This is a genomic window from Marinicella litoralis, assembly GCF_002591915.1.
Classification (GTDB): Bacteria; Pseudomonadota; Gammaproteobacteria; order Xanthomonadales; family Marinicellaceae; genus Marinicella; species Marinicella litoralis.
This window is the reverse complement of record NZ_NIHB01000004.1, coordinates 1-22,672: the sequence shown is the minus strand read 5'-3', so window position 1 is coordinate 22,672 and position 22,672 is coordinate 1. Positions and strand designations below refer to the sequence as shown.

At 43.1% G+C, this 22,672-nt stretch carries 21 protein-coding genes and 3 tRNA genes; 13 read left to right on the top strand and 11 right to left on the bottom strand.

Going from position 1 to position 22,672, the window contains the following annotated elements:
* Positions 1–135 precede the first annotated feature (135 nt).
* Positions 136–1,227, bottom strand: coding sequence for a redox-regulated ATPase YchF (ychF, locus tag CCS90_RS11745; RefSeq protein ID WP_099019765.1), 1,092 nt, complete (start codon positions 1,225–1,227; stop codon positions 136–138).
* 116 nt (positions 1,228–1,343) lie between these two features.
* Between ychF and CCS90_RS11740 the strand changes: the two genes are divergently transcribed.
* Complete coding sequence (locus CCS90_RS11740) at positions 1,344–1,583, top strand: EF-hand domain-containing protein (protein WP_099019764.1); 240 nt, start codon at positions 1,344–1,346, stop codon at positions 1,581–1,583.
* Between the two features lie 5 nt (positions 1,584–1,588).
* Here CCS90_RS11740 and CCS90_RS11735 read toward each other — a convergent pair whose 3' ends face one another.
* Complete coding sequence (locus CCS90_RS11735; protein WP_099019763.1) at positions 1,589–2,275, bottom strand: YggS family pyridoxal phosphate-dependent enzyme; 687 nt, start codon at positions 2,273–2,275, stop codon at positions 1,589–1,591.
* Between the two features lie 229 nt (positions 2,276–2,504).
* On the opposite strand from CCS90_RS11735, the gene rpsU reads away from it, so the two are divergent.
* The 4 genes from rpsU to rpoD are packed head-to-tail and all read left to right on the top strand — an operon-like array spanning position 2,505 to position 6,785.
* A complete protein-coding gene (rpsU, locus tag CCS90_RS11730) occupies positions 2,505–2,717 on the top strand; it encodes a 30S ribosomal protein S21 (protein WP_077411162.1) in 213 nt (70 codons plus the stop codon).
* A gap of 47 nt (positions 2,718–2,764) precedes the next feature.
* A complete protein-coding gene (locus CCS90_RS11725) occupies positions 2,765–3,208 on the top strand; it encodes a GatB/YqeY domain-containing protein (RefSeq protein WP_099019762.1) in 444 nt (147 codons plus the stop codon).
* A gap of 57 nt (positions 3,209–3,265) precedes the next feature.
* Positions 3,266–4,960: a DNA primase gene (gene dnaG, locus CCS90_RS11720; protein WP_162846877.1), complete on the top strand. Its 1,695-nt coding sequence runs from the start codon at positions 3,266–3,268 to the stop codon at positions 4,958–4,960.
* 10 nt (positions 4,961–4,970) lie between these two features.
* Complete coding sequence (gene rpoD, locus CCS90_RS11715) at positions 4,971–6,785, top strand: RNA polymerase sigma factor RpoD (protein ID WP_099019760.1); 1,815 nt, start codon at positions 4,971–4,973, stop codon at positions 6,783–6,785.
* A 51-nt stretch (positions 6,786–6,836) separates the two neighbouring features.
* On the opposite strand, the gene CCS90_RS11710 is transcribed toward rpoD, so the two are convergent.
* Both CCS90_RS11710 and CCS90_RS11705 read right to left on the bottom strand, forming a co-directional pair.
* Entirely contained in the window at positions 6,837–7,634 is a 798-nt protein-coding gene (locus tag CCS90_RS11710) for a peptidylprolyl isomerase (RefSeq protein ID WP_099019759.1), read from the bottom strand.
* Between the two features lie 22 nt (positions 7,635–7,656).
* Positions 7,657–7,923 carry a BolA family protein gene (locus tag CCS90_RS11705; RefSeq protein WP_099019934.1) on the bottom strand — a complete coding sequence of 89 codons (267 nt, stop codon included), beginning with the start codon at positions 7,921–7,923 and terminating at the stop codon, positions 7,657–7,659.
* 77 nt (positions 7,924–8,000) lie between these two features.
* Here CCS90_RS11705 and arsC point away from each other — a divergent pair, with 77 nt between their 5' ends.
* Both arsC and wrbA read left to right on the top strand, forming a co-directional pair.
* Positions 8,001–8,354: an arsenate reductase (glutaredoxin) gene (gene arsC, locus CCS90_RS11700; protein ID WP_099019758.1), complete on the top strand. Its 354-nt coding sequence runs from the start codon at positions 8,001–8,003 to the stop codon at positions 8,352–8,354.
* Positions 8,351–8,926: an NAD(P)H:quinone oxidoreductase gene (gene wrbA / locus CCS90_RS11695; RefSeq protein WP_099019757.1), complete on the top strand. Its 576-nt coding sequence runs from the start codon at positions 8,351–8,353 to the stop codon at positions 8,924–8,926. The genes arsC and wrbA overlap by 4 nt, the downstream gene beginning before the upstream one ends.
* Here wrbA and CCS90_RS11690 read toward each other — a convergent pair.
* The 5 genes from CCS90_RS11690 to CCS90_RS11670 form a co-directional block, all read right to left on the bottom strand.
* On the bottom strand, positions 8,923–10,326 hold the full coding sequence (locus tag CCS90_RS11690; protein ID WP_180236530.1) for a CPBP family intramembrane glutamic endopeptidase: 1,404 nt from the start codon (positions 10,324–10,326) through the stop codon (positions 8,923–8,925). The genes wrbA and CCS90_RS11690 overlap by 4 nt on opposite strands.
* Before the next feature lie 147 nt (positions 10,327–10,473).
* On the bottom strand, positions 10,474–11,061 hold the full coding sequence (locus CCS90_RS11685) for a Maf family protein (RefSeq protein ID WP_162846878.1): 588 nt from the start codon (positions 11,059–11,061) through the stop codon (positions 10,474–10,476).
* Positions 11,058–13,928, bottom strand: a complete 2,871-nt coding sequence (locus CCS90_RS11680) for a serine/threonine-protein kinase (RefSeq protein WP_099019754.1) — start codon at positions 13,926–13,928, stop codon at positions 11,058–11,060. Before CCS90_RS11680 ends, CCS90_RS11685 begins: the two co-directional genes overlap by 4 nt.
* Positions 13,921–14,493, bottom strand: a complete 573-nt coding sequence (locus tag CCS90_RS11675) for an ECF-type sigma factor (protein ID WP_099019753.1) — start codon at positions 14,491–14,493, stop codon at positions 13,921–13,923. The genes CCS90_RS11680 and CCS90_RS11675 overlap by 8 nt, the downstream gene beginning before the upstream one ends.
* Before the next feature lie 195 nt (positions 14,494–14,688).
* Positions 14,689–17,109, bottom strand: a complete 2,421-nt coding sequence (locus CCS90_RS11670) for a penicillin-binding protein 1A (RefSeq protein WP_211337048.1) — start codon at positions 17,107–17,109, stop codon at positions 14,689–14,691.
* Between the two features lie 114 nt (positions 17,110–17,223).
* Between CCS90_RS11670 and CCS90_RS11665 the strand changes: the two genes are divergently transcribed.
* Positions 17,224–17,913, top strand: a complete 690-nt coding sequence (locus tag CCS90_RS11665) for a response regulator (RefSeq protein ID WP_099019752.1) — start codon at positions 17,224–17,226, stop codon at positions 17,911–17,913.
* Complete coding sequence (locus CCS90_RS11660; RefSeq protein WP_099019751.1) at positions 17,910–19,754, top strand: ATP-binding protein; 1,845 nt, start codon at positions 17,910–17,912, stop codon at positions 19,752–19,754. Before CCS90_RS11665 ends, CCS90_RS11660 begins: the two co-directional genes overlap by 4 nt.
* Before the next feature lie 46 nt (positions 19,755–19,800).
* Here the strand turns inward: CCS90_RS11660 and CCS90_RS11655 are convergent, their stop codons facing one another.
* Together CCS90_RS11655 and CCS90_RS11650 are read right to left on the bottom strand one after the other, a co-directional pair.
* Positions 19,801–20,181 carry a DUF6768 family protein gene (locus CCS90_RS11655; protein ID WP_099019750.1) on the bottom strand — a complete coding sequence of 127 codons (381 nt, stop codon included), beginning with the start codon at positions 20,179–20,181 and terminating at the stop codon, positions 19,801–19,803.
* Positions 20,182–20,185: 4 nt separating this feature from the next.
* On the bottom strand, positions 20,186–20,731 hold the full coding sequence (locus CCS90_RS11650) for an RNA polymerase sigma factor (RefSeq protein WP_162846879.1): 546 nt from the start codon (positions 20,729–20,731) through the stop codon (positions 20,186–20,188).
* Between the two features lie 108 nt (positions 20,732–20,839).
* Here CCS90_RS11650 and pgsA point away from each other — a divergent pair, with 108 nt between their 5' ends.
* The 4 genes from pgsA (at position 20,840) to CCS90_RS11630 (ending at position 22,530) form a co-directional block, all read left to right on the top strand.
* On the top strand, positions 20,840–21,394 hold the full coding sequence (pgsA, locus tag CCS90_RS11645; protein ID WP_099019932.1) for a CDP-diacylglycerol--glycerol-3-phosphate 3-phosphatidyltransferase: 555 nt from the start codon (positions 20,840–20,842) through the stop codon (positions 21,392–21,394).
* A gap of 121 nt (positions 21,395–21,515) precedes the next feature.
* Positions 21,516–21,590: transfer RNA gene (locus CCS90_RS11640), tRNA-Gly, on the top strand.
* A 121-nt stretch (positions 21,591–21,711) separates the two neighbouring features.
* A tRNA-Cys gene (locus tag CCS90_RS11635) sits at positions 21,712–21,785 on the top strand.
* Positions 21,786–22,443: 658 nt separating this feature from the next.
* Positions 22,444–22,530: transfer RNA gene (locus CCS90_RS11630), tRNA-Leu, on the top strand.
* Positions 22,531–22,672 lie beyond the last annotated feature (142 nt).

The window sequence follows — 22,672 nt, the reverse complement described above, 5'->3', positions numbered from 1 at the left end:
AGCAAAAGAAGTGGTGGCGTAGATTCTGGCGAGCAGCCGTTGGTGAGCGCAGCGAATCAGCAGCTGCGACCATTAACTTTTATCGCAGCCATTACGGTTTTTGCGCAGCAAAAGAAGTGGTGGCGTAGATTCTTCTTAGACGTTGAACCTAAAGTGCAACACATCACCTTCTTTAACGATGTATTCCTTGCCTTCCAGCCTCAACTTACCGGCTTCCTTACAGCCCGATTCACCATTGAACGCAATGAAATCATCAAACGCCATGGTTTCGGCCCGAATAAAGCCTTTTTCAAAATCGGTGTGAATCACCCCGGCAGCTTGTGGCGCAGTGGCTCCTTGAACAAAAGTCCAGGCCCGAACCTCTTGCACCCCTGCTGTGAAGTATGTTTGTAAACCCAATAATTCGTAACCAGCACGAATCACCCGACTCAAACCAGCTTCTTCCAGGCCCATTTCAGCCAAAAACTCAGCCTTGTCTTCGTCATCTAACAGTGCAATTTCGGCTTCAATGGCAGCACACACCGGTACCACAATGGCGCCTTCAGTTGCCGCAAACTCATTCAATGAGTCCAACAGTGGGTTGTCTTCAAAACCCTGGTCATCGACATTGGCAATATACATCATCGGTTTGGCCGTAATGAAACTGAACTCTTTCACCGCCTCCCATTCTTCTTGATCTAAATCCAAAGTACGCAGGGCCAAGCCTTCTGACAAATGATTGACAATTTTCTCTAAAATGCCTGCTCTTTTAACGGCGTCTTTGTCACCAGACCTGGTTTTCTTCTGGGTTCTGATCAAAGACTTTTCAGCCGATTCTAAATCAGCCAAGGCCAATTCGGTATTGATGGTTTCTATGTCCGACAACGGATTGATTTTGCCATCGACATGTATCACATCTTCATTGATAAAACACCTGGCCACATGAGCAATCGCATCAGTCTCTCTGATATGAGACAAAAATTGATTGCCCAATCCTTCACCTTTTGAAGCACCGGCCACCAGACCAGCAATGTCGACAAATTCCATGGTGGTAGGAATGGTTTTCTTTGGATTTACAATAGCAGCCAACTGAGCCAAACGAGGATCTGGCACCTCAACGATTCCGACATTCGGATCAATGGTACAGAATGGATAATTTTCTGCCGCTATTTCAGCTTTGGTCAATGCATTAAAAAGGGTGGATTTACCCACATTAGGTAAGCCAACAATGCCACATTTAAAACCCATGATACATTCCAAAATAAAAAGTGGCGCGATTTTAACACATGCATGAAAAAAAGTTCATTTGAATCAGTTAAACAACGATATAATATGCTTTTATCAGCTTACAAAGAAAACAAAACATGTCTAAAATGAGCCCAGAAGAAATCGCAGAAGTTAAAGATCATTTTGATTTTTTTGACAACGATGGAAGCGGTCAAATTGATTTGGATGAATTCTGCCAACTATTAAAAGTACTGGCGCCAGAAGCCAGTCATGACAATGCCATCAGGGGATTTGCAACCATTGATGTCGATCACAATGAACAAATCGACTTTGATGAGTTCTTGGATTGGTGGAAAATGAACTGGACCGTGTTCTGATCCATTCACCCTGGCCTTTGACCAAATAGGTCCGTTCCAACACGGACCATGGTAGATCCCATCTGAATCGCTGCCTCCAAATCACCACTCATTCCCATAGAAAGCGTGTCCACCTGTGGCTCAGTTGATTGAAGCTGTTTATATAATGCCAAAACTTCTGAAAAATACGACTTTTGAACTGTTGAATCAACACTGGGTGGTGGTATACACATCAAACCCCTGAAGTGTATGTTTTTCATCGTTCTTAAAGCAACCACCATAGCAAGTAAGGCTTCCTGACTGGCACCTGACTTGGTACTTTCATCACCCACTTTCAACTGTAACAGCACATTCAAAGGTGGCAGCTTGGCTGGTCTTTGATCGTTTAACCTGGACAAAACTTTCATCCTGTCTACTGATTGGACCCAAGCAAAATTTTCAGCAATCAATTTGGTTTTATTGGATTGTATCGGGCCTATGAAATGCCATGTAATATCCAAGTTTTTAAGTGCTTCTACTTTTTGGACGCCTTCTTGAACATAGCTTTCGCCAAACGCCTGTTGTCCCAACTGAAGTAATTGTTTGATTTTATCTGTGCCGTGTTTTTTACTGACAGCCAACAGTTGAGGCCATAATTCTCGACCCGATGCCTCACAGGCTTGTGCAATCCGTTTATTAACAGCCAAGAAGTTTTTACCGATGTCATCTGTCATTAATTACCACCTCATTTTTCATCATTTTGATGATTCTAAAGTCCTGATTATCACAAAATGTGACTAGGTAAAGCAATTTCAATCGGCATTGTTCCAAAAAAACAGTATTTTACCTTTGCAATTAAAATTAAAACCCTTAAAATACGCGGTCTTTTTACGAGCAGCTGATTGGCTGCTTAAAACAGTATAGTTTAGCCCAAAGGGCAACATCATTGGAGATACAAAACTTATGCCTAGTGTAAAAGTTAGAGACAACGAACCGTTTGATTTCGCATTAAGACGTTTCAAGCGCGCTTGCGAAAAAGCCGGCATTTTAGCAGAATCACGTAAACGCCAGTATTACGAAAAACCCACTCAAGAAAGAAAACGTAAAAAAGCAGCTGCTGTGAAACGTTTACAAAGAAGAGTCGCTAAAGAAGGTATCCCAAGAAGAATGTATTGATTTACATTCCTCTTTAAAACACCCAACAACAACGCAAGGAACACATCATGTCGCTTAAAGCACAAATCATGAATGACATCAAAACTGCGATGAAAGCCAAGGACAAAGAAACCCTGGGCACAGTTCGCATGTTATCGGCTGCCATTAAACAGGTAGAAGTTGATGAACGTCGTGAACTCAGCGATGCCGATATTCTTGCGATTGTCACGAAAATGGTTAAACAGCGCAAGGATGCGGCTGAACAATTTGCTCAAGCCGAAAGAACTGATTTAGAGGTCAAGGAATTGGCTGAAATCAAAATTCTAGAAGTTTACCTACCTGAGCAATTATCTGCTGAGGACGTAACAGCAATTGTACAAAGTATCATTGTAGAAACCGAAGCCAAAGGCATGCAAGACATGGGCAAAGTCATGGGTTTGGTGAAAGCCAAAGTGGCTGGACAAGCCGACATGGGACAAGTCGGTCAAATCGTAAAGGCCGCTTTATCCTGAACAACTTCTGTTGTAAACTTTCCAGTTTAACCGCATAGATATTATTGCAAACTGGCTGTGGCATCAATCCCCAATGAATTTATAGACACCCTTCTTGAGAAGGTGGATATAGTGGACGTTGTTGCCGCCAGGGTTCAATTGAAAAAAGCCGGTAAAGACCATTCAGGTTTGTGCCCATTTCACTCAGAAAACACCCCTTCATTTACCGTCAGTCAACAGAAACAATTTTATCATTGCTTTGGCTGTGGCAAAAATGGCAGCGCCATAGGCTTCATGATGGAGTACGAAGGCCTCGACTTTGTCGACGCGGTCAAGGATTTGGCGCAACTGGCCGGGATGGAAGTCCCACAACAAGCCAACTTCAGTCACAAAAAATCAAACACCAACTTATTTGCGGTCACTGAAAAAACCACGCGCATTTTTCAACACCAACTAAAGTCTGCACCTCAAGTCATTGCATACCTTAAAAACCGTCAAATTTCTGGTACCACGGCACAAAGGTTTCAAATTGGCTATTCGCTTGATCAATGGGATGCACTGATCAAACGATTTGATGACAATGAGCAAGACCTGTTAAAACGGGCTGGACTGACCACACAAAACGAACAAAATCGAGTTTATGATAAATTCAGGAACCGATTGATGTTTCCCATCCATGACAAAAGAGGTCGAGTGATTGCCTTTGGTGGCAGGGCCATTGAACCCGACCAAAAACCCAAATACCTCAATTCACCAGAAACCGAATTGTTCCACAAAGGCAATGAACTTTATGGCATTCATTTGGCTAAAAAACACAGCAAGGACCCCTTCGTGTTGGTGGTAGAAGGCTATATGGATGTTATCGCATTGCACGAAAAAGGCATTTGTAATGCAGTTGCGACCCTAGGAACTGCCACTTCCTCTCAACACATCAGCACCTTATTCAAAAGTTGGGACCGCATCGTGTTTTGTTTTGATGGTGACAGCGCTGGCGTGCAGGCGGCAGAAAAAGCATTGAATATGGCATTGCCGCTGTACTTGGATCACAAGATCATTGATTTCCTGTTCTTACCTGAAAAAGAAGATCCGGACAGCTACGTAAACCACCACGGCGCCGAGGCATTCATTCAATTGATTGATCAAGCCATGCCTTTGTCAGACTTTCTGGTACAAATCATCAGCAGAAACATCAACACCAAAAGCCTTGATGGCAAAGCCCAACTTTTTGACAAGGCACAACCTTTTATCAAACAGTTGCCCAAAGGCACTTTCAAACAGATGGTGGCCAAAAGAATCGCTGAATTGTCAGGCATATCTCTCAACACCCGACAGGAACCACAAAAACAAAACAACAACAAATCTGCAAAAAGTGACAATCCGATGAGAAAATTGATCAGTTTGTTACTCATTTCACCTGAATTATGCAATAAAATACCCAAACAACTCAACTTAAGCAATTTATCATTTAAAGGTGTTGAAATTGTTGATAAAATCGTTGAAATTTTCAACACCAACCCACATATCAAATCAGCGGGGATATTGGAGCACTTCAGACATTCTGATTACAGTCAATACTTAGGCTATTTGATGAGTATGTACGATCATTTGGACGAAGCTCAAAAGAACCTTGAATTTGATGATTTAATTAATTATTTAATCAAATTGACCTCTCAACTGAAAATCAATCGTTTAAGAGAGAAACAGTTAGAAAAAGGTTTAAATAACGAAGAAAAACAATTATTGGTTCAATTGTTGAACCAAAGGAATAAATAGAAAATACGATATGGCAACTGAAAAACAGACATCACAAATCAAGGTCCTCATTTTAAAAGGTAAAGAGCAAGGCTATTTAACCTATGCAGAAGTGAATGACCACTTACCTGATGACATCATCGAGACCGATTCGGTTGAAGACATCATTCAAATGATCAATGACATGGGAATTCAAGTGCTGGAACAAGCACCTGATGAAGACAGCATTATATTGAATGATTCAACCGCCAAAGAAGATGATGACACCGCGACTGATGAAGCCGTCGCTGTGCTGTCAGCCGTTGACCCCAGTATTGGACGCACCACTGACCCTGTCAGAATGTACATGCGTGAAATGGGCTCGGTTGAGCTACTGGAGAGAAAAGACGAGATTGCCATTGCGCAACGAATTGAACGTTGTGATCATTTGATCATGGAATCTACTTTCATGTTTCCACAGACCATTAAGACCATCTTGGAATACCATCAAGATGTGATCAATTCAGATTTGAAAATTGAACAGTTCATTACTGACATCTACGATCCACATACCGAAGCCATTATCCCTAAAGTCAAAAAGCCAACTGATCCAGTTGATGAAGACGAGGACGAGGAAGAAGAAGTTGATCAAGGTTTAGATTTTGATGAGGTGACCAAACGCATCAAAGCCGTTGAGAAACTATTCAATAAATTTTTAGATTCCGTCAAAACGGCTGGTATCGGTGATAAAAAACAAAAAAACTACATGCGTCAAATTGCTGACATACTGGTTGAGTTTAAATTTGCCCCCATCACCATGCAAGACATCATCTTTGATGTGAAATCGGTACAAGACCAAATCAGAAAAATTGAACGCAAAGTACTCAACATCGCTGTCACACAGTGTAAATTATCCAGACAAGCCTTCATTCGTTCTTTCATGAACAAAGAAACTGACTTGGGTTGGGTTGACGCACGCATCAGCGAAGGTGGTGAATCTGTCACCATGCTTGAAATTTACAAAGATGAAATCATTGGTTTACAAAACAAATTGATCAGGATTGAGAATGAATACTCATTGCTGATTCCACAAATCAAGAGCATCAACAGAAACATCACGGTGAATGAAGCCAAATCCAGACGCGCAAAAAAGGAAATGATTGAAGCCAACTTGCGTTTGGTGATTTCGATTGCCAAAAAATACACCAACCGTGGCTTACAATTTTTGGATTTGATTCAGGAAGGCAACATTGGATTGATGAAGGCCGTGGAAAAATTTGAATACCGCCGTGGTTATAAATTTTCAACTTATGCCACTTGGTGGATCAGACAGGCCATCACGCGCTCAATAGCGGATCAAGCCAGAACCATCCGAATTCCGGTTCACATGATTGAAACCATCAACAAACTGAATCGCGTTTCTAGACAGTTACTTCAGGACAAAGGCCGTGAAGCCACACCAGAAGAAATAGCAGAAATCATGGAAATGCCAGTGGGCAAAGTCAGAAAAGTCATCAAGATTGCCAAACAACCAATTTCCATGGAAACACCGATTGGTGATGATGAAGATTCGAGCTTGGGCGATTTTATTGAAGATGGCAACATCCTGTCACCACTGGAATCCACCACAGCCAATGGCTTAACCAATACAGTCACCAGTTTATTATCAGGTTTGACACCACGCGAAGCCAAAGTATTGCGCATGCGTTTTGGAATTGATATGAATACCGACCATACTTTGGAAGAAGTGGGCAAACAGTTTGATGTGACCAGAGAGCGAATCAGACAAATTGAAGCCAAAGCACTGAGAAAACTGAGACACCCCAGTCGTTCTGAACAACTCAGAAGTTTTATGGATTTAAACTGATCTCAGCTGCTACTAAGTAACCATATAAAAGGCCTCAGATTGAGGCCTTTTTTATTTTTGTACGCGGACTTTGGCTTTGACCTTGGCCAATTGTTCGAACCTTTCAGCCGCCTTTTGTTCCAATGACTTCTTAATTCCCGCTTTGACCTCATCGAACACTGGTGGCGCCGATGACCGCTTGTCTTCCAAATACAATATATGCGCACCAAATTTTGTGATCACTATTTTATCGTGTACTTGGTTTGATTCCATTGTTTGCAAGGGTTTGTGGAAGGGTTCAGGCACTTGCTTGATGTTGACCCAACCCAAATCTCCGACATTCTTTACCGGACCCATGCTTGCCAAATATTCCTTTTCTTTGCTTAAATAAGATGCACCTGCATTGATTTCATCCAATGCCATCAAAGCTTGGACTTCGTCTTGGTACAACATGTGACGGACTTTATATTCAACACCTTTTAGTTCAGCCACGATGCGATCGTATTCAGCTTTAATGGCCTCTTCTGAAATTGGGTTATTGCTCATGTAATTTTGCATGGCCAACTGTGCCATGGCTTGGTCTTTGAATTGTTGAATGGATAATTTCTGCTCTGTGCTTAACTCCAAGCCTTCTTTTTCAGCCTGCAATAACAACGACTGTTGTTTAATGACTTCTTCCAAACCCTGTTCCATTTGGACTTGGCTGGGATTCTTAATGCCCCGATTCAAAAGGTATGCGTTGACATACATGGCGGTCACCTCTTTATCGCCTACGGTGACCAACACCGCTGATGGGTCATCGACGGCTGATGAATTTGGCTGACAGGCTGTGAGCAAAATGAGTGAAAAAGTAATCAAGAATATTTTCATGGTAGTGTATTTTCTGTTTTAGTTATGAGGTGGCATCTACTTCTAAAGCATGAATGGCTCCAGAGGTAAATAATTGATTCAATTGTTGGTAGACCAGGCGATGGCTTTTAATTCGGCTCAATCCGTTGAATTCAGGTGACTGAACCCACACGGCAAAGTGTCCTCCGCCAGACTTGGCGCCTTCATGACCGACATGCAAATGACTGTTGTCAGTCACAGTGACCTTGGTGGCGCCCCAGGTCAATAAGATCTGTTCAATTTTATTCTTTGTATCGAGGTGTTTATTCATGTTTTGAAGTGGCATGACAAGCCAAATATTATAACGTACAATAGCTGGTTTTGACCGATAAATAAAAGCAAAACACCATGCCAACAGCTAAAATTTACCACAACCCACGATGTTCTAAATCACGTGCCACGCTTGAATTGCTTGTTGCCAAGCATGACGACGTCGAAGTCATTAAATATTTGGAGTACCCACCTACTGTGGCTGAAATCAAATCAATGCTCCAACAATTGGGTCTGGGCATTCATGACATCCTCAGAAAAAATGAAGCCGAATTCAAAGCCAATGACATGGCGAACCCAGCATTATCCACTGAACAGTTGCTGGCCTTGGCCCACCAATTCCCCAAAGTACTGGAACGCCCCATTGTTACTTTCAATAACCAAGCCATCATTGGTCGACCGCCAGAAAATGTGTTGGGATTGTTTGAATGACTAAAGTCCTGGTTCTTTATTTTTCCAAGCGTGGCAACACCCAAAAAATGGCCCGATTGATGGCACGTGGTGTGGAATCCATTGATGGTTGCGAAGCCATGCTTCGCACCGTAGAGTCTGACTTGCCGGATGCCGAAAAACCCAATGATGTTGTTGTTTGTGAACAAGATATGATTGATTGTGATGCCATCTTATTAGGCAGCCCCAGTTATTTTGGCAACATGGCCTCACCCTTAAAAAGATTCATCGACTCAACTGGAAATCTGTGGTTTTCAGGCGCCATGGAAGGAAAGCCTGCCGGTGTGTTTGCCACGGCTTCATCCTTGCATGGTGGTCAAGAAACCACCTTAATCAATATGATGATTCCACTGCTTCATTTCGGCATGGTTATCGTTGGGCTGCCCTATTCTGAAAAATCATTGTTATACACTCAATCTGGCGGATCACCCTATGGTGCGACCCATTGGGCCGAAATGGAATCCAATCGATCTATCGATCACAATGAAAAACAATTGTGCCTGGCACAGGGTAAACGCATTGCTGAATTTGCTAAAAAACTAAGAACCACTTAAAAGAACACGCCGATCCGAGCTGAACCTAACCAAGCTTCGGGCATGATTTGATAAAACACCAAGGCCAACAGTGCATGAGAAAATGCATTGGCATACAGGTTTTCATACTTAAGCCATGCATAAGACCAGGCCATGCCAGCCAGTAAAGTCGCTGCCATCAGTACATGGTTTGGTGCATGTATGATTGAAAACAGCACCCCAACCACCACAGCAATCATCCCCTTAGGCATGTTGAGTTGTTTGAATAAAAGGCGACTGACAACCGGTCCCAACAACAACTGTTGCACGCATGCCCACAACAGGTATTGAGGAAAATCAAATAACAGTTCTAATCCAACTGGGCGGGTAGCCAATCCCAGCAACAGCACCATTGACAGTGACAGACTGATGAGCCAAACGGGAGCAGCAGGGTGTTCAGGAAGCGCCAACCAATGTTTGTTTTGCCACAACAAAATAAGCAACAAAGCCAACAACGGCCAGCGCAGTAAACTGAAATTTGTTGCCACCCAATCTTGATGTACCAGCGCAATGGCAACAAATACAGCCAATGTAATCAATACAGTGGTCAGGCTTTTATTGGCACGCAGCAAAAACAGCAAAGTCATCAGTCCAACACTCAGCCAAAACCAACTCCAAACGGGCAATGGACTCACCCTGCTTTGTACCAGCAATTGATTATTCAAGATCAAGTTTTGCTGTAGATTGAAATGGCGCATTTGATTGCTGACCCAACACCTTGCTGCTGGCAGATGAAGCTGTTGGCAGTTAATCGGTGAATCAACGGTCCACTTTTTGGCCTGTGTTTGCTTGATTTGAATGCCATTCAATACAAGCGACGAAGGTGCTGTGAAATAAAAACGCATGACCAAAGCATCCAAAAATGCAATGTTTGACCAGATTGCGTATGATTCATTGGATGACGAAACACCTGGTTTGATCACTTGCCAGCGCAGGCTGCTTAAGTCCAGGTCTTGATTCAAAAGCTTAATACTCAAGTCTTCAGACACATAGTATATTTGGTTTCGTTGATCAGAAAATTCCAATTTAAAGCGGCCATTGGCAGGAGCTTCTTGGCTTATTTCACCTTGAACCAACAAGGATTGATGAATGGTTGGATCAATGACCTTGCCCTGCATGTCCAATGACAGTTCTGGATTTTTTTCTGATGAGGTGACTGCATGACCAACCACCTGCCAATCTGACTCAAAACTGCTCACTATGGCAGACTTTGAATCGAGCGACCAAGTTAAATGCCAGTCCAGTTGTTGGGTTTTTGTCAATTGCTGTTGATTGGCTTGATTGACTTTCTGGCTGTAATACTCATGAGAAAACACCATCATCATGAACCAAGCCAAGCCAAAGAATATCAACCATGTTTTGTTTTGATAAGTGCTAAACAAGTTCAAACCGAGACCTGGTCATTTGAGTTGGCTGAATGGAGTTTACGGAACGTGTCATTAATTTGGCCGTTGTATCTATATAAATAAGCACCCATTTTAAACATAAAGGCCAACGCTTGAAACAGCTCATTAATAGATCATGCTGGCTCAGGGGATTTGATAACCGCTTAAGCGCAAGAATTCACCCAATTTTATCAATGGTAACCCCATCAATGCACTGGGATCGGTAGTTGTCACTGAGGTAAACAAACTCAAGCCCAAAGATTCAACCTTGAAGGCACCAGCACAGTTTAGAGGCATTTCCTTTTCAATATATCGCAGGATTTCAGCATCATTCAATGTTCTGAAATTGACGACAGTCCTGTCAATGTAACCATACTTTTCACCTGCTGGAGACAATACACACAAGGCTGTAAAGAATTCGACACAGTTGTTGGAAAATGTTTGCAGCTGTTCTATGGCTCGTTCAACACCACCTGGTTTGCCATAGGCCTGCCCATCAAAAGTGCACACTTGGTCCGAGCCGATGACACATGAAGCTGGATGCAGGGCTTTGATTTTTTGTGCTTTTTCACAAGCCAATCGAGCAGCCAATGGCTCAGGCAGCTCTTTGGCTTTTGCCACCTCATTGATATCCGGGGCCATCGCAACAAATTTCAATCCGAGTGATTGCAGTTGTTGTTGACGGTATACAGAACTGGAAGCCAACACAATCGGCGCATGATCTACCGTCAATTGAGCGCCTCGGCTTTTGCTTGTAGTTCGGCAAATCGAAGCTGGTGCTTTTCATTGACTGGTTCATTACGCTTAAACACTTCAGAGATGTTTGTCATGTATACCCTTACTTTTTCTGGGTTTTTCAAAGTGATATAAAATTCTAAATTATTCAACATTTGTACCCAAACCCTTGGCGAATCTTCTGTCAGGATGTTGACCGCAACGGACAGACTTTTCTCCTTATACTCAATCGCAGAAAGCACCTCATCATGGTCTAAATACAAACCAGCCAAGGTATTGTATGCACCGATGGCACGTTCATTGTTTTCATCCCAATGTTCACTTTCGATGACTGAGACAATCAAATCAATGGCCGATTTGTATTTACCCTGTTGCTGATAAATTTGAGCCAAAGAAAAATGCCCGCCAGCGGTTAACGGGTGATCCATGCCCAGTTCTGCAATGGCTTGATTCAACATCTCTTCACCCAATGCTTGGGCCTCATCCAAACGCCCAACATCACCGTACAATCGAGCCAAAACGGTCTGGGAGTAAATGGTGGATTTATGTCCAGCTCCCAGCACATCCACCTGCTTTAAATACACCGGCTCAACAGTGGCAATGGCTTCATCATAACGACCCGACATGTTTAACAAGGCAGTCAAATTGGTTTTTACATCCCAAGTTTCCGGATGATCATCACCCAGGATGAGTTCAAATATATTTGCCGCTTGTTGCATGTTTTCCAATGCCAATTCTATTTCACCATCAACATAATGCAACACCGCAATAAAATTAAGGGCTCTGGCGGTCGATTCATGCCGCTCACCATTGATCGCCTTAGACAATGTCAATGCCTGGTTGGCACTGTTTTTGGCGGCTGCAATTTCACCGGTGGCCCGTTGGGTGCCCGCTTGACTGATGTAAGCTTGAATCAGGAATGGATGCTGTGGACCCAGTACTTTTTTGACGTCATCTATCAGTTCTGATGAATGTTTGATTGCTTGCGGGTAATCACCCACATCATTGTATAATTCGACCAAATCATTCTTAATGGCCAAAACGATGGTATGAGTTGGAGCCAGCTTTTTCAAAGCCAGTGCCAACTCTCTTTCCAGGTCTTTCGCCGCTGTCTCTGGCGCTGATTGAATGTAAAGTATATTGGCCAACTGTCTTGCCGCGGTCAAATAGCCAGTGAAGTTTTCTGCTTTCAAAAACATGTTCTGTGCTTGCAAGGATTGCTTTTGGGCCAATTCATAGTCTTTGTGGTAATGAATTGACAGTTGCGCCTGCAGCAACAGCAAATCAGCCCTGTGCACATCATCTTCCGCCAACAACAAGTCTAGTTGTTCAATCTGCTCAATGGCGGCAGTAAAATCAACTTCTGACAAGGCGATTTTTAAATCCCCCAAATGGGCCTGTACAGAGTCGTTGTCGATTTCCAATGCAGCTGAAAAAGCGCCTTTGGCAGCTTGATTCAAGCCCAGCTGAAGTTGCGCTTGACCCATCGCAACCAACAAATCAGCTTTGGTACCTATATCCTGAAACTTTCTGGCCTGGATTTCAGCCAAAGCCTGTGCCAACAAATCTTTGGCCAATATGCTTTCCCCCTGTGCCTCATCGGGGTTGACCACAGAAAAAACACCCAACATAAAATCCTTAACTTCATTCGCCTTAGCCGCTTCCGCCTGGGTTTTTTCAATTTGCCAACCCAATAATACAATGCCAATCACCACCATAGCCACCAAGGTGCTCAATGCAGCAAATAACGCACTGCGTCGCTTGGCAAACTTTTTGATTCGATACAACCATGAATCTGGGGTGGCCATCACCGGCTTATCAGACAACCAAGCCGAAAGGTCATCAACAAACAAATCCATGTTGCGGTAACGTTTGGCAGGATCGTGCTGTAAAGCATGGTTTAAAATATTCCTTAAATCTTTGTCTTTGATTTTGGTTTTTAACAATTGCCACACATGTTCTTCATCACCAGCACACGATTTAAGCAAACGATCAGCAGGAAAGGGCAATTCTTTGATGATCAAAGCCAAACACACAGCCGCCAATGAAAAGACATCCGTGGTGACCGACAATTGACCTGAGTTAATCTGTTCCGGTGATGCAAATGAAGGTGTCAGCGCCATGATGGTGGTTTTTTGAGGCGAATCTTCTCTGGTCATTAATTTTGCAATACCGAAATCAACAACCCGCAATCGCCCTTCACCATCAATCAACAAATTGGATGGTTTGATGTCACGGTGCACAATTAAATTATTGTGGGCATAAGCGATGGCTTTGCCAGCCGACAAGATCCACTTAATGATTTGTTTGACGCTGACTTGATGCTTCAGTGCATACTCATCAATGTCTTCGGCCTGTTCAATTAAATCCATCACAATATAGGGCACCCCTTTGCTGCTGGTGCCGCCATGATGCATGTTGACAATATTGGGATGTGACAAGCCTGACAAAACTTCTTGTTCAATGGCAAATCGATTCTGCAATACCGGTGAAACCTCTCCACGGTTGAATAACTTAATCGCCACTGGTTTTTGAGAAACCGCCTCGGTTTTCTTGGCTTTGAACACTTTGGCCATGCCCCCAGCACCCAGTTCTTCAAGCAGCTGATAATCATCAATGGTATCACCCGGCTTGTATTCAATGGCATTGATGGCATCAAGCTGAAAACTCGAACTGACTTGCTGTTTGAAGTATTGACTGGGTTCATTACCAGAACTGATCAAGTTAAGCACCAAAGCCTTCAACTCATCACCAAGCTCATCCATTTCACTCAGTCGGGTCAAGGCATCTGAGACGGTCAGGTCCATCAAAAGCGCATATATTTGATTGGCCTTTTTCCACTGATCTATGTTCATGTCATTCATTCGCAGACTCCGAAGTATTAAGCATCGCCATCAACAATGCTTTCGCTTGTTTCCACAAACGCATCACTTGACGCTCTGATAATTCCAATATATCAGCGACTTCAACAAATGTTAAATTAAAGATCAATTTATGCTGCAAAATCTCCGCCAATCTGACATCCACTTTTTCAATTTGATGCAGAACCCGATCAATTTCAATCAAGTCAAAAGAAATGTTTTCATCGCCTACTCGCTCAGTCAAGCCACCATACACTTGTTGTCTTTGACGTTTTTGGCTGGATTTAGCCCGCAACACATCAATCAAATACAATCGCATGGACCTTGATAAACAATTCAGGAAATGGCGTTTATTGTTGACGGGAATGCTGGCTGATTGATGTAACTTCAAATAACATTCATGCGCCAAAACGGTGGGCGTGATGGTTTGTCCGCTGCTCAATTGCTTCAATTGAAAACCGGCAATTGACTTAATTTCAGCATATAACAAAGAATACACTTCATTAAGCACTTGTTTATCACCAAGTTTGGCTTGGTTCAATAGAACAGTAATTTGACCAGCAGACATGTTTTAACATCTAAATTCAACCGAGATTATTCTACCACTTCGGCAAAAATTATTTTGAGCAATGGTTGGTACTTCTGATCATTCATAGCATAATCAGAATGTGGTTCTATGGACCGCACACCAAATACAAACAGAATCTGTACTCCGTTTTAACCCAAAGTGCATGGGTTAAAACGGTCGTACATCAGTTATTGATCAAAACAAATCATCATAATCAGCTGAATTCTCTTGGTCATTTTCTTCGGGCAACTGACCCACTTTAAAGTATTCCAATATGCCATTGGGGGCACCGGGTTTCAGTAATTTACCAGTGGTTCGGTCAACCCGAGCGCTGACTATACCAGGCGGTATGGGGCGATTGTATTCAGGCTCACCTTCAAGGGCAACGGCCATGTAATCCACCCAAATAGGCAAGGCCACGCGTCCACCCACTTCACCACGGCCCATGGGCTGAGGCGTATCGAAACCGACCCAAACATTGGTCACTACATTGCGTTGGTAACCATTGAACCAAGCGTCCATCTGGTCATTGGTGGTGCCGGTCTTGCCAGCCAAATCTTTCCGATTCAATGCCAAAGCCTTGGTGCCCGTTCCTCTGGTAATGACGTCTTTCATGAAAGACTCAATGATGAATTGATTTTCTGCTGAAATCACCTTAGGCGCTGGAATGACTTCAAGGGGTTCATCGGTTGGTGTCCAAGACAAATCTTCTTCGAAAACCTCATCGTCACCAGTTTCTGCTGCCACAGATTTTACAACTCGACATTCAGGACAAACTTGTTCACCTTGGTGCCGATAAACCACTTCACCTGATTGGTTGGTGATTAACTTAATTAAATGCGGCTGCACGCCATAGCCACCATTGGCAAAAACAGCAAAAGCCCGACTCATGTCAATGATCGGCACATTGGGACTGCCCAAAGCAATCGATAAATCAGCCGGCACATCATCTGGGTTGAAGCCAAAATTCAAAATATGATTGCGACCATTGCGAATACCAATTTGTCGCAGCACCCGAATCGATACCAAGTTTCTGGAGTTAACAATGCCTTCTCGCAACCGAGTCGGGCCAAAGAATTTTTCACTGTAATTTTCAGGGCGCCAAGTGCGTTCTAATTTATCGTCTTCAAACACAATCGGGGCATCATTGATGATGCTGGCGGCATTTAGCCCATGGTCAATGGCAGCCGAATACACGATGGGCTTGAAGCCGGAGCCAGGTTGGCGTTTGGCTTGGGTGGCACGATTGAACTTGCTCAAATAATAATCAAAACCACCAATCAATGCGTAGATTCCACCATTGTCAGGATCTAAACTGACCAAGGCGCCTTGAACTTGTGGTATTTGACTCAGTTCGAATTCACCACTTTCGCCTCGTTTAACCATGACCACATCACCGACTTTTAAAATCTCGGTTAAATCTTTGGGCTTATTTCCCACGCGATGGTTATCGACATAGGGCGCTGCCCACTGACTGGTTTCAAAACTCAAAGCAATGTCTTGGCCATCACCCAAACGAGCCATCGCTGTTGCTGCATCAAGCGCTAACACCAGTGCCGCTTGTAAGCCACCAGGCTGTGGAAAATCACTCAACTCATCAGTGATTTTTTCCAAATCGAATTCGCCCGTTAGGTCATAATGTTGTACCGCCCCACGATAGCCGTGTCTGCGGTCATAGGCATGCAATCCTTTTTGCATCGCCATTTCCGCTGCGGCTTGTTTTGCTGAATGGATGGTGGTGATGACGTCATAACCATCGGTATAAGCATCGTCACCGTATTGTTCAATCATTTGTGTACGCACCATTTCAGCCACCCAGGGCGCATTCAATTCAACCACGGGTTGATGAACATAAGCTTTGTCTTCTTCTGCCACAGCCTCATCATGTTGCTGTTGATTGATGTAGCCAAGATCCAACATGCGACCCAAGACATAATTCCTTCTTTGCAAGGCACGCTCAGGACTGGTCACTGGGTTAATTCGTGAAGGGGCTTTCGGTGGTGCTGCCAACATGGCTGATTCTGCCAATGTCAGCTCATCCAATGTTTTACCGTAATAAACTTCAGCCGCTGCGGCCACACCATAAGAACGGTGTCCCAAGGCGATTTTATTCAAATACAGTTCTAAAATTTCATCCTTGGAGATGGTCCGTTCTAATTTAACCGCCAAGAACAGTTCTTTGATTTTTCTGGTCCAAGTTTGATCCAAGGTCAAAAACACATTGCGCGTTAACTGCTGAGTGATGGTTGAACCGCCCCCTTGTTTTTTGCCGGTGGTGACAATTTGCCACACTGCACGCAAAATGCCCTTGATGTCAAAGCCAGGATGGGAATAAAAACTGGAATCTTCTGCGGCGATGTACGCCTGTTTAACTTGCAACGGAATGTCATTTATCGCCACTGGAATTCGGCGTTTGGTGCCAAATACTGAGATCAGTTTTCCGTCCTCAGAAAATACCCGCAAAGGCACTTGCAGCTTGTATTCTTTGATTGACTCAACTGACGGCAATTCAGGTTCGTAGTATTTATACAGACCATAAATCATGGCAATGCCTAAAACGGCAAAAAACAATCCCAATTTGGTCATGAACCAAAAAAACTTTAACAACTTCCTCATGTTAATTATCCGATGCGCTTTGATTTCAATTAAAGACTGAACATTATACAATGAATGCAGTCAGAACCCTCATTTGACCACCAAAGTTAAAGATAATTTACTTTTTAAAAGCTTATGAACCAAAAACACATAGTCATCGTAGAAGATGAGACCGATTTACTGGCCAACTATAAGGCCACCTTAGAAAAACACGGCTATCAAGTCACCGGTTTGAGCACCCCTGAATCGGCTGAAAATTATTTCTCTACCAACAGCCCTGATTTGGTTATCTTGGATGTGGGTTTGGGACTTAATGCTGATGCAGGGTTTCAATTGTGTCAAATGTTGCGACAACAATCAGCTTCCTTACCGATCCTCATGCTGACAGCCAGAGACGATGAAATTGATGTGGTGTCGGGTTTGCGCTTAGGGGCCGATGATTATTTAAGCAAAGACATATCCATGCCACATTTATTGGCCAGGATTGCTGGCTTGTTTCGTCGTCAGGATGTCAATCAGTCTCATGTTCAAAAAGCCCAGTTTGAAAAAGGTGATTTACGTATTTTGATTGATAACCTACAATTATTTTGGCAACAGCAGCTGGTTGACTTAACAGTCACTGAGTTTTGGATGGTTCAGTCATTGGCGCGTTTTCCAGGACAAGTTAAAACCAGAGAACAATTGATGAAAGATGCCAATGTATACGTGGATGACAGCACCATCACTTCTCACATCAAAAGGATTCGCAAAAAATTTCAAAAAATCGACCCCACTTTCGATCAAATTGATACGGTACACGGCATGGGTTATCGCTGGAAACCATGAAACTTAAATGGCAGATCAGCATCATTGCGGTACTCAGCTTGAGTTTTCCTTTGGTGGTGTGGCTGGCTTTTAAGTCACTCAATCAAACTTTTCAAGACAACATGTTGGCAGCCGCTGACAAACAAGCTCAAGTCATCGTCAACAGCGTACAACAGTTTCACCAAGACCGTGTGGATGAGCTGAGCGGTTGGATTGCTGGGGACTTGTCTTTGGCCCAAAGCAATGAAGTGGCAATCGATGGCAACTTGACTGAATGGGAACACATCCCTTGGTACCGCATCAATCATCGCATGCGTTTCAAAATAGGTCGCCTACAACAACAAACCCATTTGGTGGTTGAAGTATTGGACAACAGCGTTTACACCAACCTAAATAACCCCGCAGATCGCATCATTTTGGCTTTGGGTGAAACCAGGGGAATCAAAAAAATAACCATCAACAGACAAGCCGAAGGTCCGGTTTTCAATCAATTGTCTGATGCCGATTTTGTGGCGTATTGGCACGAAATGGCCACCGGCTACCAAGTTGAAATCAAGTTTCCTGACTTAACAATCAAACACCTGGGCTTGGCCGCCATCAACCATGCCAGCCGAGACTCATCGGTGTCTTTTGGTCATTTAATTGATGAACAAATCCAACTGACCCCATTGTTTGAAACGAATCAAAAGTGGCAAGACTTTCTACAACAAATCACCCCTGATGATGGACAACTGGTCATCAGGGACATGCAAAACAGAATCTATTACCAAACTGAAAACCTACTGACAGAACAACAACCCTTTGATTGGCTCACTGAAATCATTTATGAGTTGGCATTTGATGCCGACCAAAGTGATGGCAACCACTTTTTTGGCCAACGGGTTAGCAAGCGCTTTGCCGCGGGTCAAATTGAATTAACCATTCGTCACACCGACGCCCAAATGTCACTGATACAAACATTCATTCAATCCATTTCCAGAATTTTCTTGATTGCCTTGGCTTTGTTGTTGGGGTATTTTATCTATGCCATGGTTCTGGCTTGGCGCATCAAAAGACTGAACAAAACACTGCAACATGTGATGGACGACAAAGGACATATTCAAACCGCACTGCCCTCAGGTCATGCCAAAGATGAGATAGGCGATCTGTCACGCGGCATGTCGAGCTTACTGGTTCAAATCAATGACTACACCGATTACCTTAAACAATTGGGATCCAGGCTTTCGCATGAAATGAAAACACCCATCAGTATTGTGCACACCTCGCTGGAAGTTTTGCACATGGAACAGCCTGAGAATGAGTTTGTCAATCGAGCCTTGTCAGCCAACAATCGACTGAAATTCATCCTGAATCAACTCAGCGCTTTGAGTCGGTTGAAACAAACCATCACCGAAACTGAAGTCGATACCTTTGAAATCAATGCCTTTATCAAAGATTTGACCCAAGCTTATCAACTGAACATCAAACGCCTTGTGTTTAAACCCTGTAAGGATGATTTAACGGTGCTGGGATCACAGGAATTGATGGCACAGATGTTGGATAAGTTGGTACAAAATGCCGTTGATTTCATCGGCCCAGATGATCAGATCATGCTGGCCACTGAATACCGCGAAAAGACCCAAGAATATGTCATCAAAGTCAGTAACACCGGCTCACAAATTCCGCCTGATCACATCGACCATTTATTCGACTCATTGACCTCATTCAGAGACAAGAAATCAGACCAGCCCCATTTGGGTTTGGGCCTTTATATTGTGAAGTTAATCTGTGAATTTCATCAAGCACAAGTCCAAGCACAGAATTTATCTGACCCTGAAGCTGTACAATTTTCCATCATCGGCAAAATTTCGCCAGCACCATGAATGCACATCGGCCAAGCACCGCACTTGGCCGATAACAACACAACCTTCAGTCCTGGTTTATTTGTTCGCTCAAATGAGCCACTTGTAATTCCAACAACTTGACTTCTCGAATCACCCGATTGTTACCGAGTTCCGACCAGTACCACATTTTACTGATTTGAGTAAACAAGGCCAGCAGGATGATACCGATACTCCAACCCAGTAAGGGCTTGATTTCTTGTGCATGGTAAAACTGATAACTGCAGTAAAGCATACCAACAAAAAATACCATCGAAAAAAACATCACCAGCATATAGGTCCATTTCATCTTACCGCTGAAACTGGCCTTCATCTGTTTAAATGGATTGGCGTCAATGGATTCATTGTCCTTGACGATTTGCTTGAATTCTTCATTCAATGCTTGTTTGATTTGTTGGTCTATGTTCATGAGTTTACTCCTGCTTGAGAAATGATTTGATGGCAGCGCGGGCATCAAATAACAAAGATTTGATGGTGCCTGCCGGTTTTTCGAGGATCTTCGCCACTTCAGCTACTTTGAAACCCTCGAAATAAAAAAGATAAATCACTGACTGTTGAATTTGTGGTAATTGAGACATGGCTTTTTTGATGTCCATCACCTGTTCACGCACTTCGCCTGACTCGGTTTGAAAGGCTGCGGCTTGCGGATCCATGTCATCCACCCTGTGGCCATGTCTGTTGGCATGACTGCGTCGCCAATGGTCTTGGCAGCGTGTGTTAATGACTCGGTACATCCAACCATGAAAGGCTTTAGGGTCTTTTAACTGTGCGAGCTTCTTCAGCACCACCATCATGGCATCTTGTACACAATCTTCTGCATCGGCCGATCCTTGCATGATGCGCTTGGCGTATGACAGCATTTTTTGTTGAATCAATGGCATCAATTTCTGCAAAGCCACAGATTCACCCATTTGTGCCTGTATCAGCAAATACTCAATATAAATTTTTTCAGTCTGCATAACCATAAGACGTTCACCACGACTATTTGGTTGAAATATAATCTCAAAATATTACAACATTCAAACAACATGATTGCTAAAATGGAGTCCACATTAAAAGGCACCATCATGACAAAACACTTACCCAACATACTGACCATCTTAAGGATGGTACTCATCCCCGTGATGATTTTGTTCTTTTATTTACCCTTTGAATGGTCAAGATTCATCGCTTGTTGGGTGTTTGTTGCAGCCAGCATCACCGACTTCCTCGACGGCTATTTCGCTCGTAAACACAAAACCTTCTCAAAATTTGGCGCATTTTTAGATCCGGTTGCCGATAAACTCACCGTAACCACTGCACTGGTCATTCTACTCCAAGACCATCCGACCATCTTGATGATGATCGCCACAGCCATCATCATTGGTCGTGAAATCACCATCTCTGCCTTAAGAGAATGGATGGCAGAATTAGGCGAACGTGGTTCAGTCAATGTCGCCATGATCGGTAAAATCAAAACCGTGTTCCAAATGACTGCCATCGGCTTTTTGTTGTACGAAGCAGACCTCTGGTTTATCCCAGTGTACAACACCGGCTTGGTGTTACTCTATGTGGCTGCAGGACTGACTTTATACTCCATGTATGTTTATTTAAAAGCCGCCTGGCCCATGATGAAAGACTGAGTGATAAAAGCCAATGCCAAAATCACTCAACCAACAACATCAAGAAAATTAAAATAAATCAAATTTTTCCTGAAAAACAATTTGACAAAACTCAGTTTAAAGATAAAATGTGCCACCTCAAGCGGGAATAGCTCAGCGGTAGAGCACAACCTTGCCAAGGTTGGGGTCGGGAGTTCGAACCTCCTTTCCCGCTCCAGATTTTTTAAATAAAAAAGGGCTGATTAATCAGCCCTTTTTATTTTCTGCTATTGATTTAAACCATCAGATTAGCGAAAATAACCAGTCTTCCGCAAGGAAGGCCATTTGAAATTGAAGCTGGCTGGATGGCAGAGTGGTGATGCTGCGGATTGCAAATCCGCCTACCCCGGTTCGATTCCGGGTTCAGCCTCCAATTTCAAAATAAATTTAAAGCATTAAATTACTTTACAGCCAAAGTATTTAATCTAAAATACAAGACCGTTTTCACCAGAAAACAAAATGTACTTTGACAAGCACTTACACCTTGAGGCCTGCAAAGACAAACAGACAACTTTTAATTGCACGCATGTGCTTAAGAAAGTTTCGACGCAGAATATGCTGACCTAAGTTAGCAAAAAGGATTTTTTGATAGCCCTATTACACAGTGAGGCTTTCAAAGGCAAGGAGAAAACTTACGAATGCACGCATGTGCTTGAGGAAGTTTCGATATAAGTGTATAAAAGGAGCGTTTTTTTGCTAGGCTCATGGTTTTTGAGATTAGCAGAGTCAAGGAGATAACTTTTGAATGCACGCATGTGCTTGAGAAAGTTTCGATATAAGTGTATAAAAGGAGCGTTTTTTTGCTAGGCTCATGGTTTTTGAGATTAGCAGAGTCAAGGAGATAACTTTTGAATGCACGCATGTGCTTGAGAAAGTTTCGGAATAAGTTTATAAAAGGAGCGTTTTTTTTGCTAGGCTCATGGTTTTTGAGATTAGCAGAGTCAAGGAGATAACTTTTGAATGCACGCATGTGCTTGAGAAAGTTTCGACGCTGAATATGCTGATCTCAGAAAGCATGAGCCAGCAAAAAAGCCCGGGTGGCGAAATTGGTAGACGCAGGGGACTTAAAATCCCCCGGTAGAAATACCGTGATGGTTCGATTCCATTCCCGGGCACCATTCTTTGGTTCCAAAAATCCTCACAAATCCTTTCAAACCAAAACATCTGATTTTGAGCTTCGCTGAACTTAACACCAACCTACATGCAGATATACCAGTCTTATTAAATCATCCTATTTACTCATAAAGGGCACTACTTATT

What these genes read in the sequence shown, in the direction of transcription:
- ychF (WP_099019765.1), bottom strand. Translation starts at nt 1,227, where the DNA reads ATGGGTTTTAAATGTGGCATTGTTGGCTTACCTAATGTGGGTAAATCC.
- CCS90_RS11740 (WP_099019764.1), top strand. Translation starts at nt 1,344, where the DNA reads ATGTCTAAAATGAGCCCAGAAGAAATCGCAGAAGTTAAAGATCATTTT.
- CCS90_RS11735 (WP_099019763.1), bottom strand. Translation starts at nt 2,275, where the DNA reads ATGACAGATGACATCGGTAAAAACTTCTTGGCTGTTAATAAACGGATT.
- rpsU (WP_077411162.1), top strand. Translation starts at nt 2,505, where the DNA reads ATGCCTAGTGTAAAAGTTAGAGACAACGAACCGTTTGATTTCGCATTA.
- CCS90_RS11725 (WP_099019762.1), top strand. Translation starts at nt 2,765, where the DNA reads ATGTCGCTTAAAGCACAAATCATGAATGACATCAAAACTGCGATGAAA.
- rpoD (WP_099019760.1), top strand. Translation starts at nt 4,971, where the DNA reads ATGGCAACTGAAAAACAGACATCACAAATCAAGGTCCTCATTTTAAAA.
- CCS90_RS11710 (WP_099019759.1), bottom strand. Translation starts at nt 7,634, where the DNA reads ATGAAAATATTCTTGATTACTTTTTCACTCATTTTGCTCACAGCCTGT.
- CCS90_RS11705 (WP_099019934.1), bottom strand. Translation starts at nt 7,923, where the DNA reads ATGAATAAACACCTCGATACAAAGAATAAAATTGAACAGATCTTATTG.
- arsC (WP_099019758.1), top strand. Translation starts at nt 8,001, where the DNA reads ATGCCAACAGCTAAAATTTACCACAACCCACGATGTTCTAAATCACGT.
- wrbA (WP_099019757.1), top strand. Translation starts at nt 8,351, where the DNA reads ATGACTAAAGTCCTGGTTCTTTATTTTTCCAAGCGTGGCAACACCCAA.
- CCS90_RS11680 (WP_099019754.1), bottom strand. Translation starts at nt 13,928, where the DNA reads ATGAATGACATGAACATAGATCAGTGGAAAAAGGCCAATCAAATATAT.
- CCS90_RS11675 (WP_099019753.1), bottom strand. Translation starts at nt 14,493, where the DNA reads ATGTCTGCTGGTCAAATTACTGTTCTATTGAACCAAGCCAAACTTGGT.
- CCS90_RS11670 (WP_211337048.1), bottom strand. Translation starts at nt 17,109, where the DNA reads ATGAGGAAGTTGTTAAAGTTTTTTTGGTTCATGACCAAATTGGGATTG.
- CCS90_RS11665 (WP_099019752.1), top strand. Translation starts at nt 17,224, where the DNA reads ATGAACCAAAAACACATAGTCATCGTAGAAGATGAGACCGATTTACTG.
- CCS90_RS11660 (WP_099019751.1), top strand. Translation starts at nt 17,910, where the DNA reads ATGAAACTTAAATGGCAGATCAGCATCATTGCGGTACTCAGCTTGAGT.
- CCS90_RS11655 (WP_099019750.1), bottom strand. Translation starts at nt 20,181, where the DNA reads ATGAACATAGACCAACAAATCAAACAAGCATTGAATGAAGAATTCAAG.
- CCS90_RS11650 (WP_162846879.1), bottom strand. Translation starts at nt 20,731, where the DNA reads ATGCAGACTGAAAAAATTTATATTGAGTATTTGCTGATACAGGCACAA.
- pgsA (WP_099019932.1), top strand. Translation starts at nt 20,840, where the DNA reads ATGACAAAACACTTACCCAACATACTGACCATCTTAAGGATGGTACTC.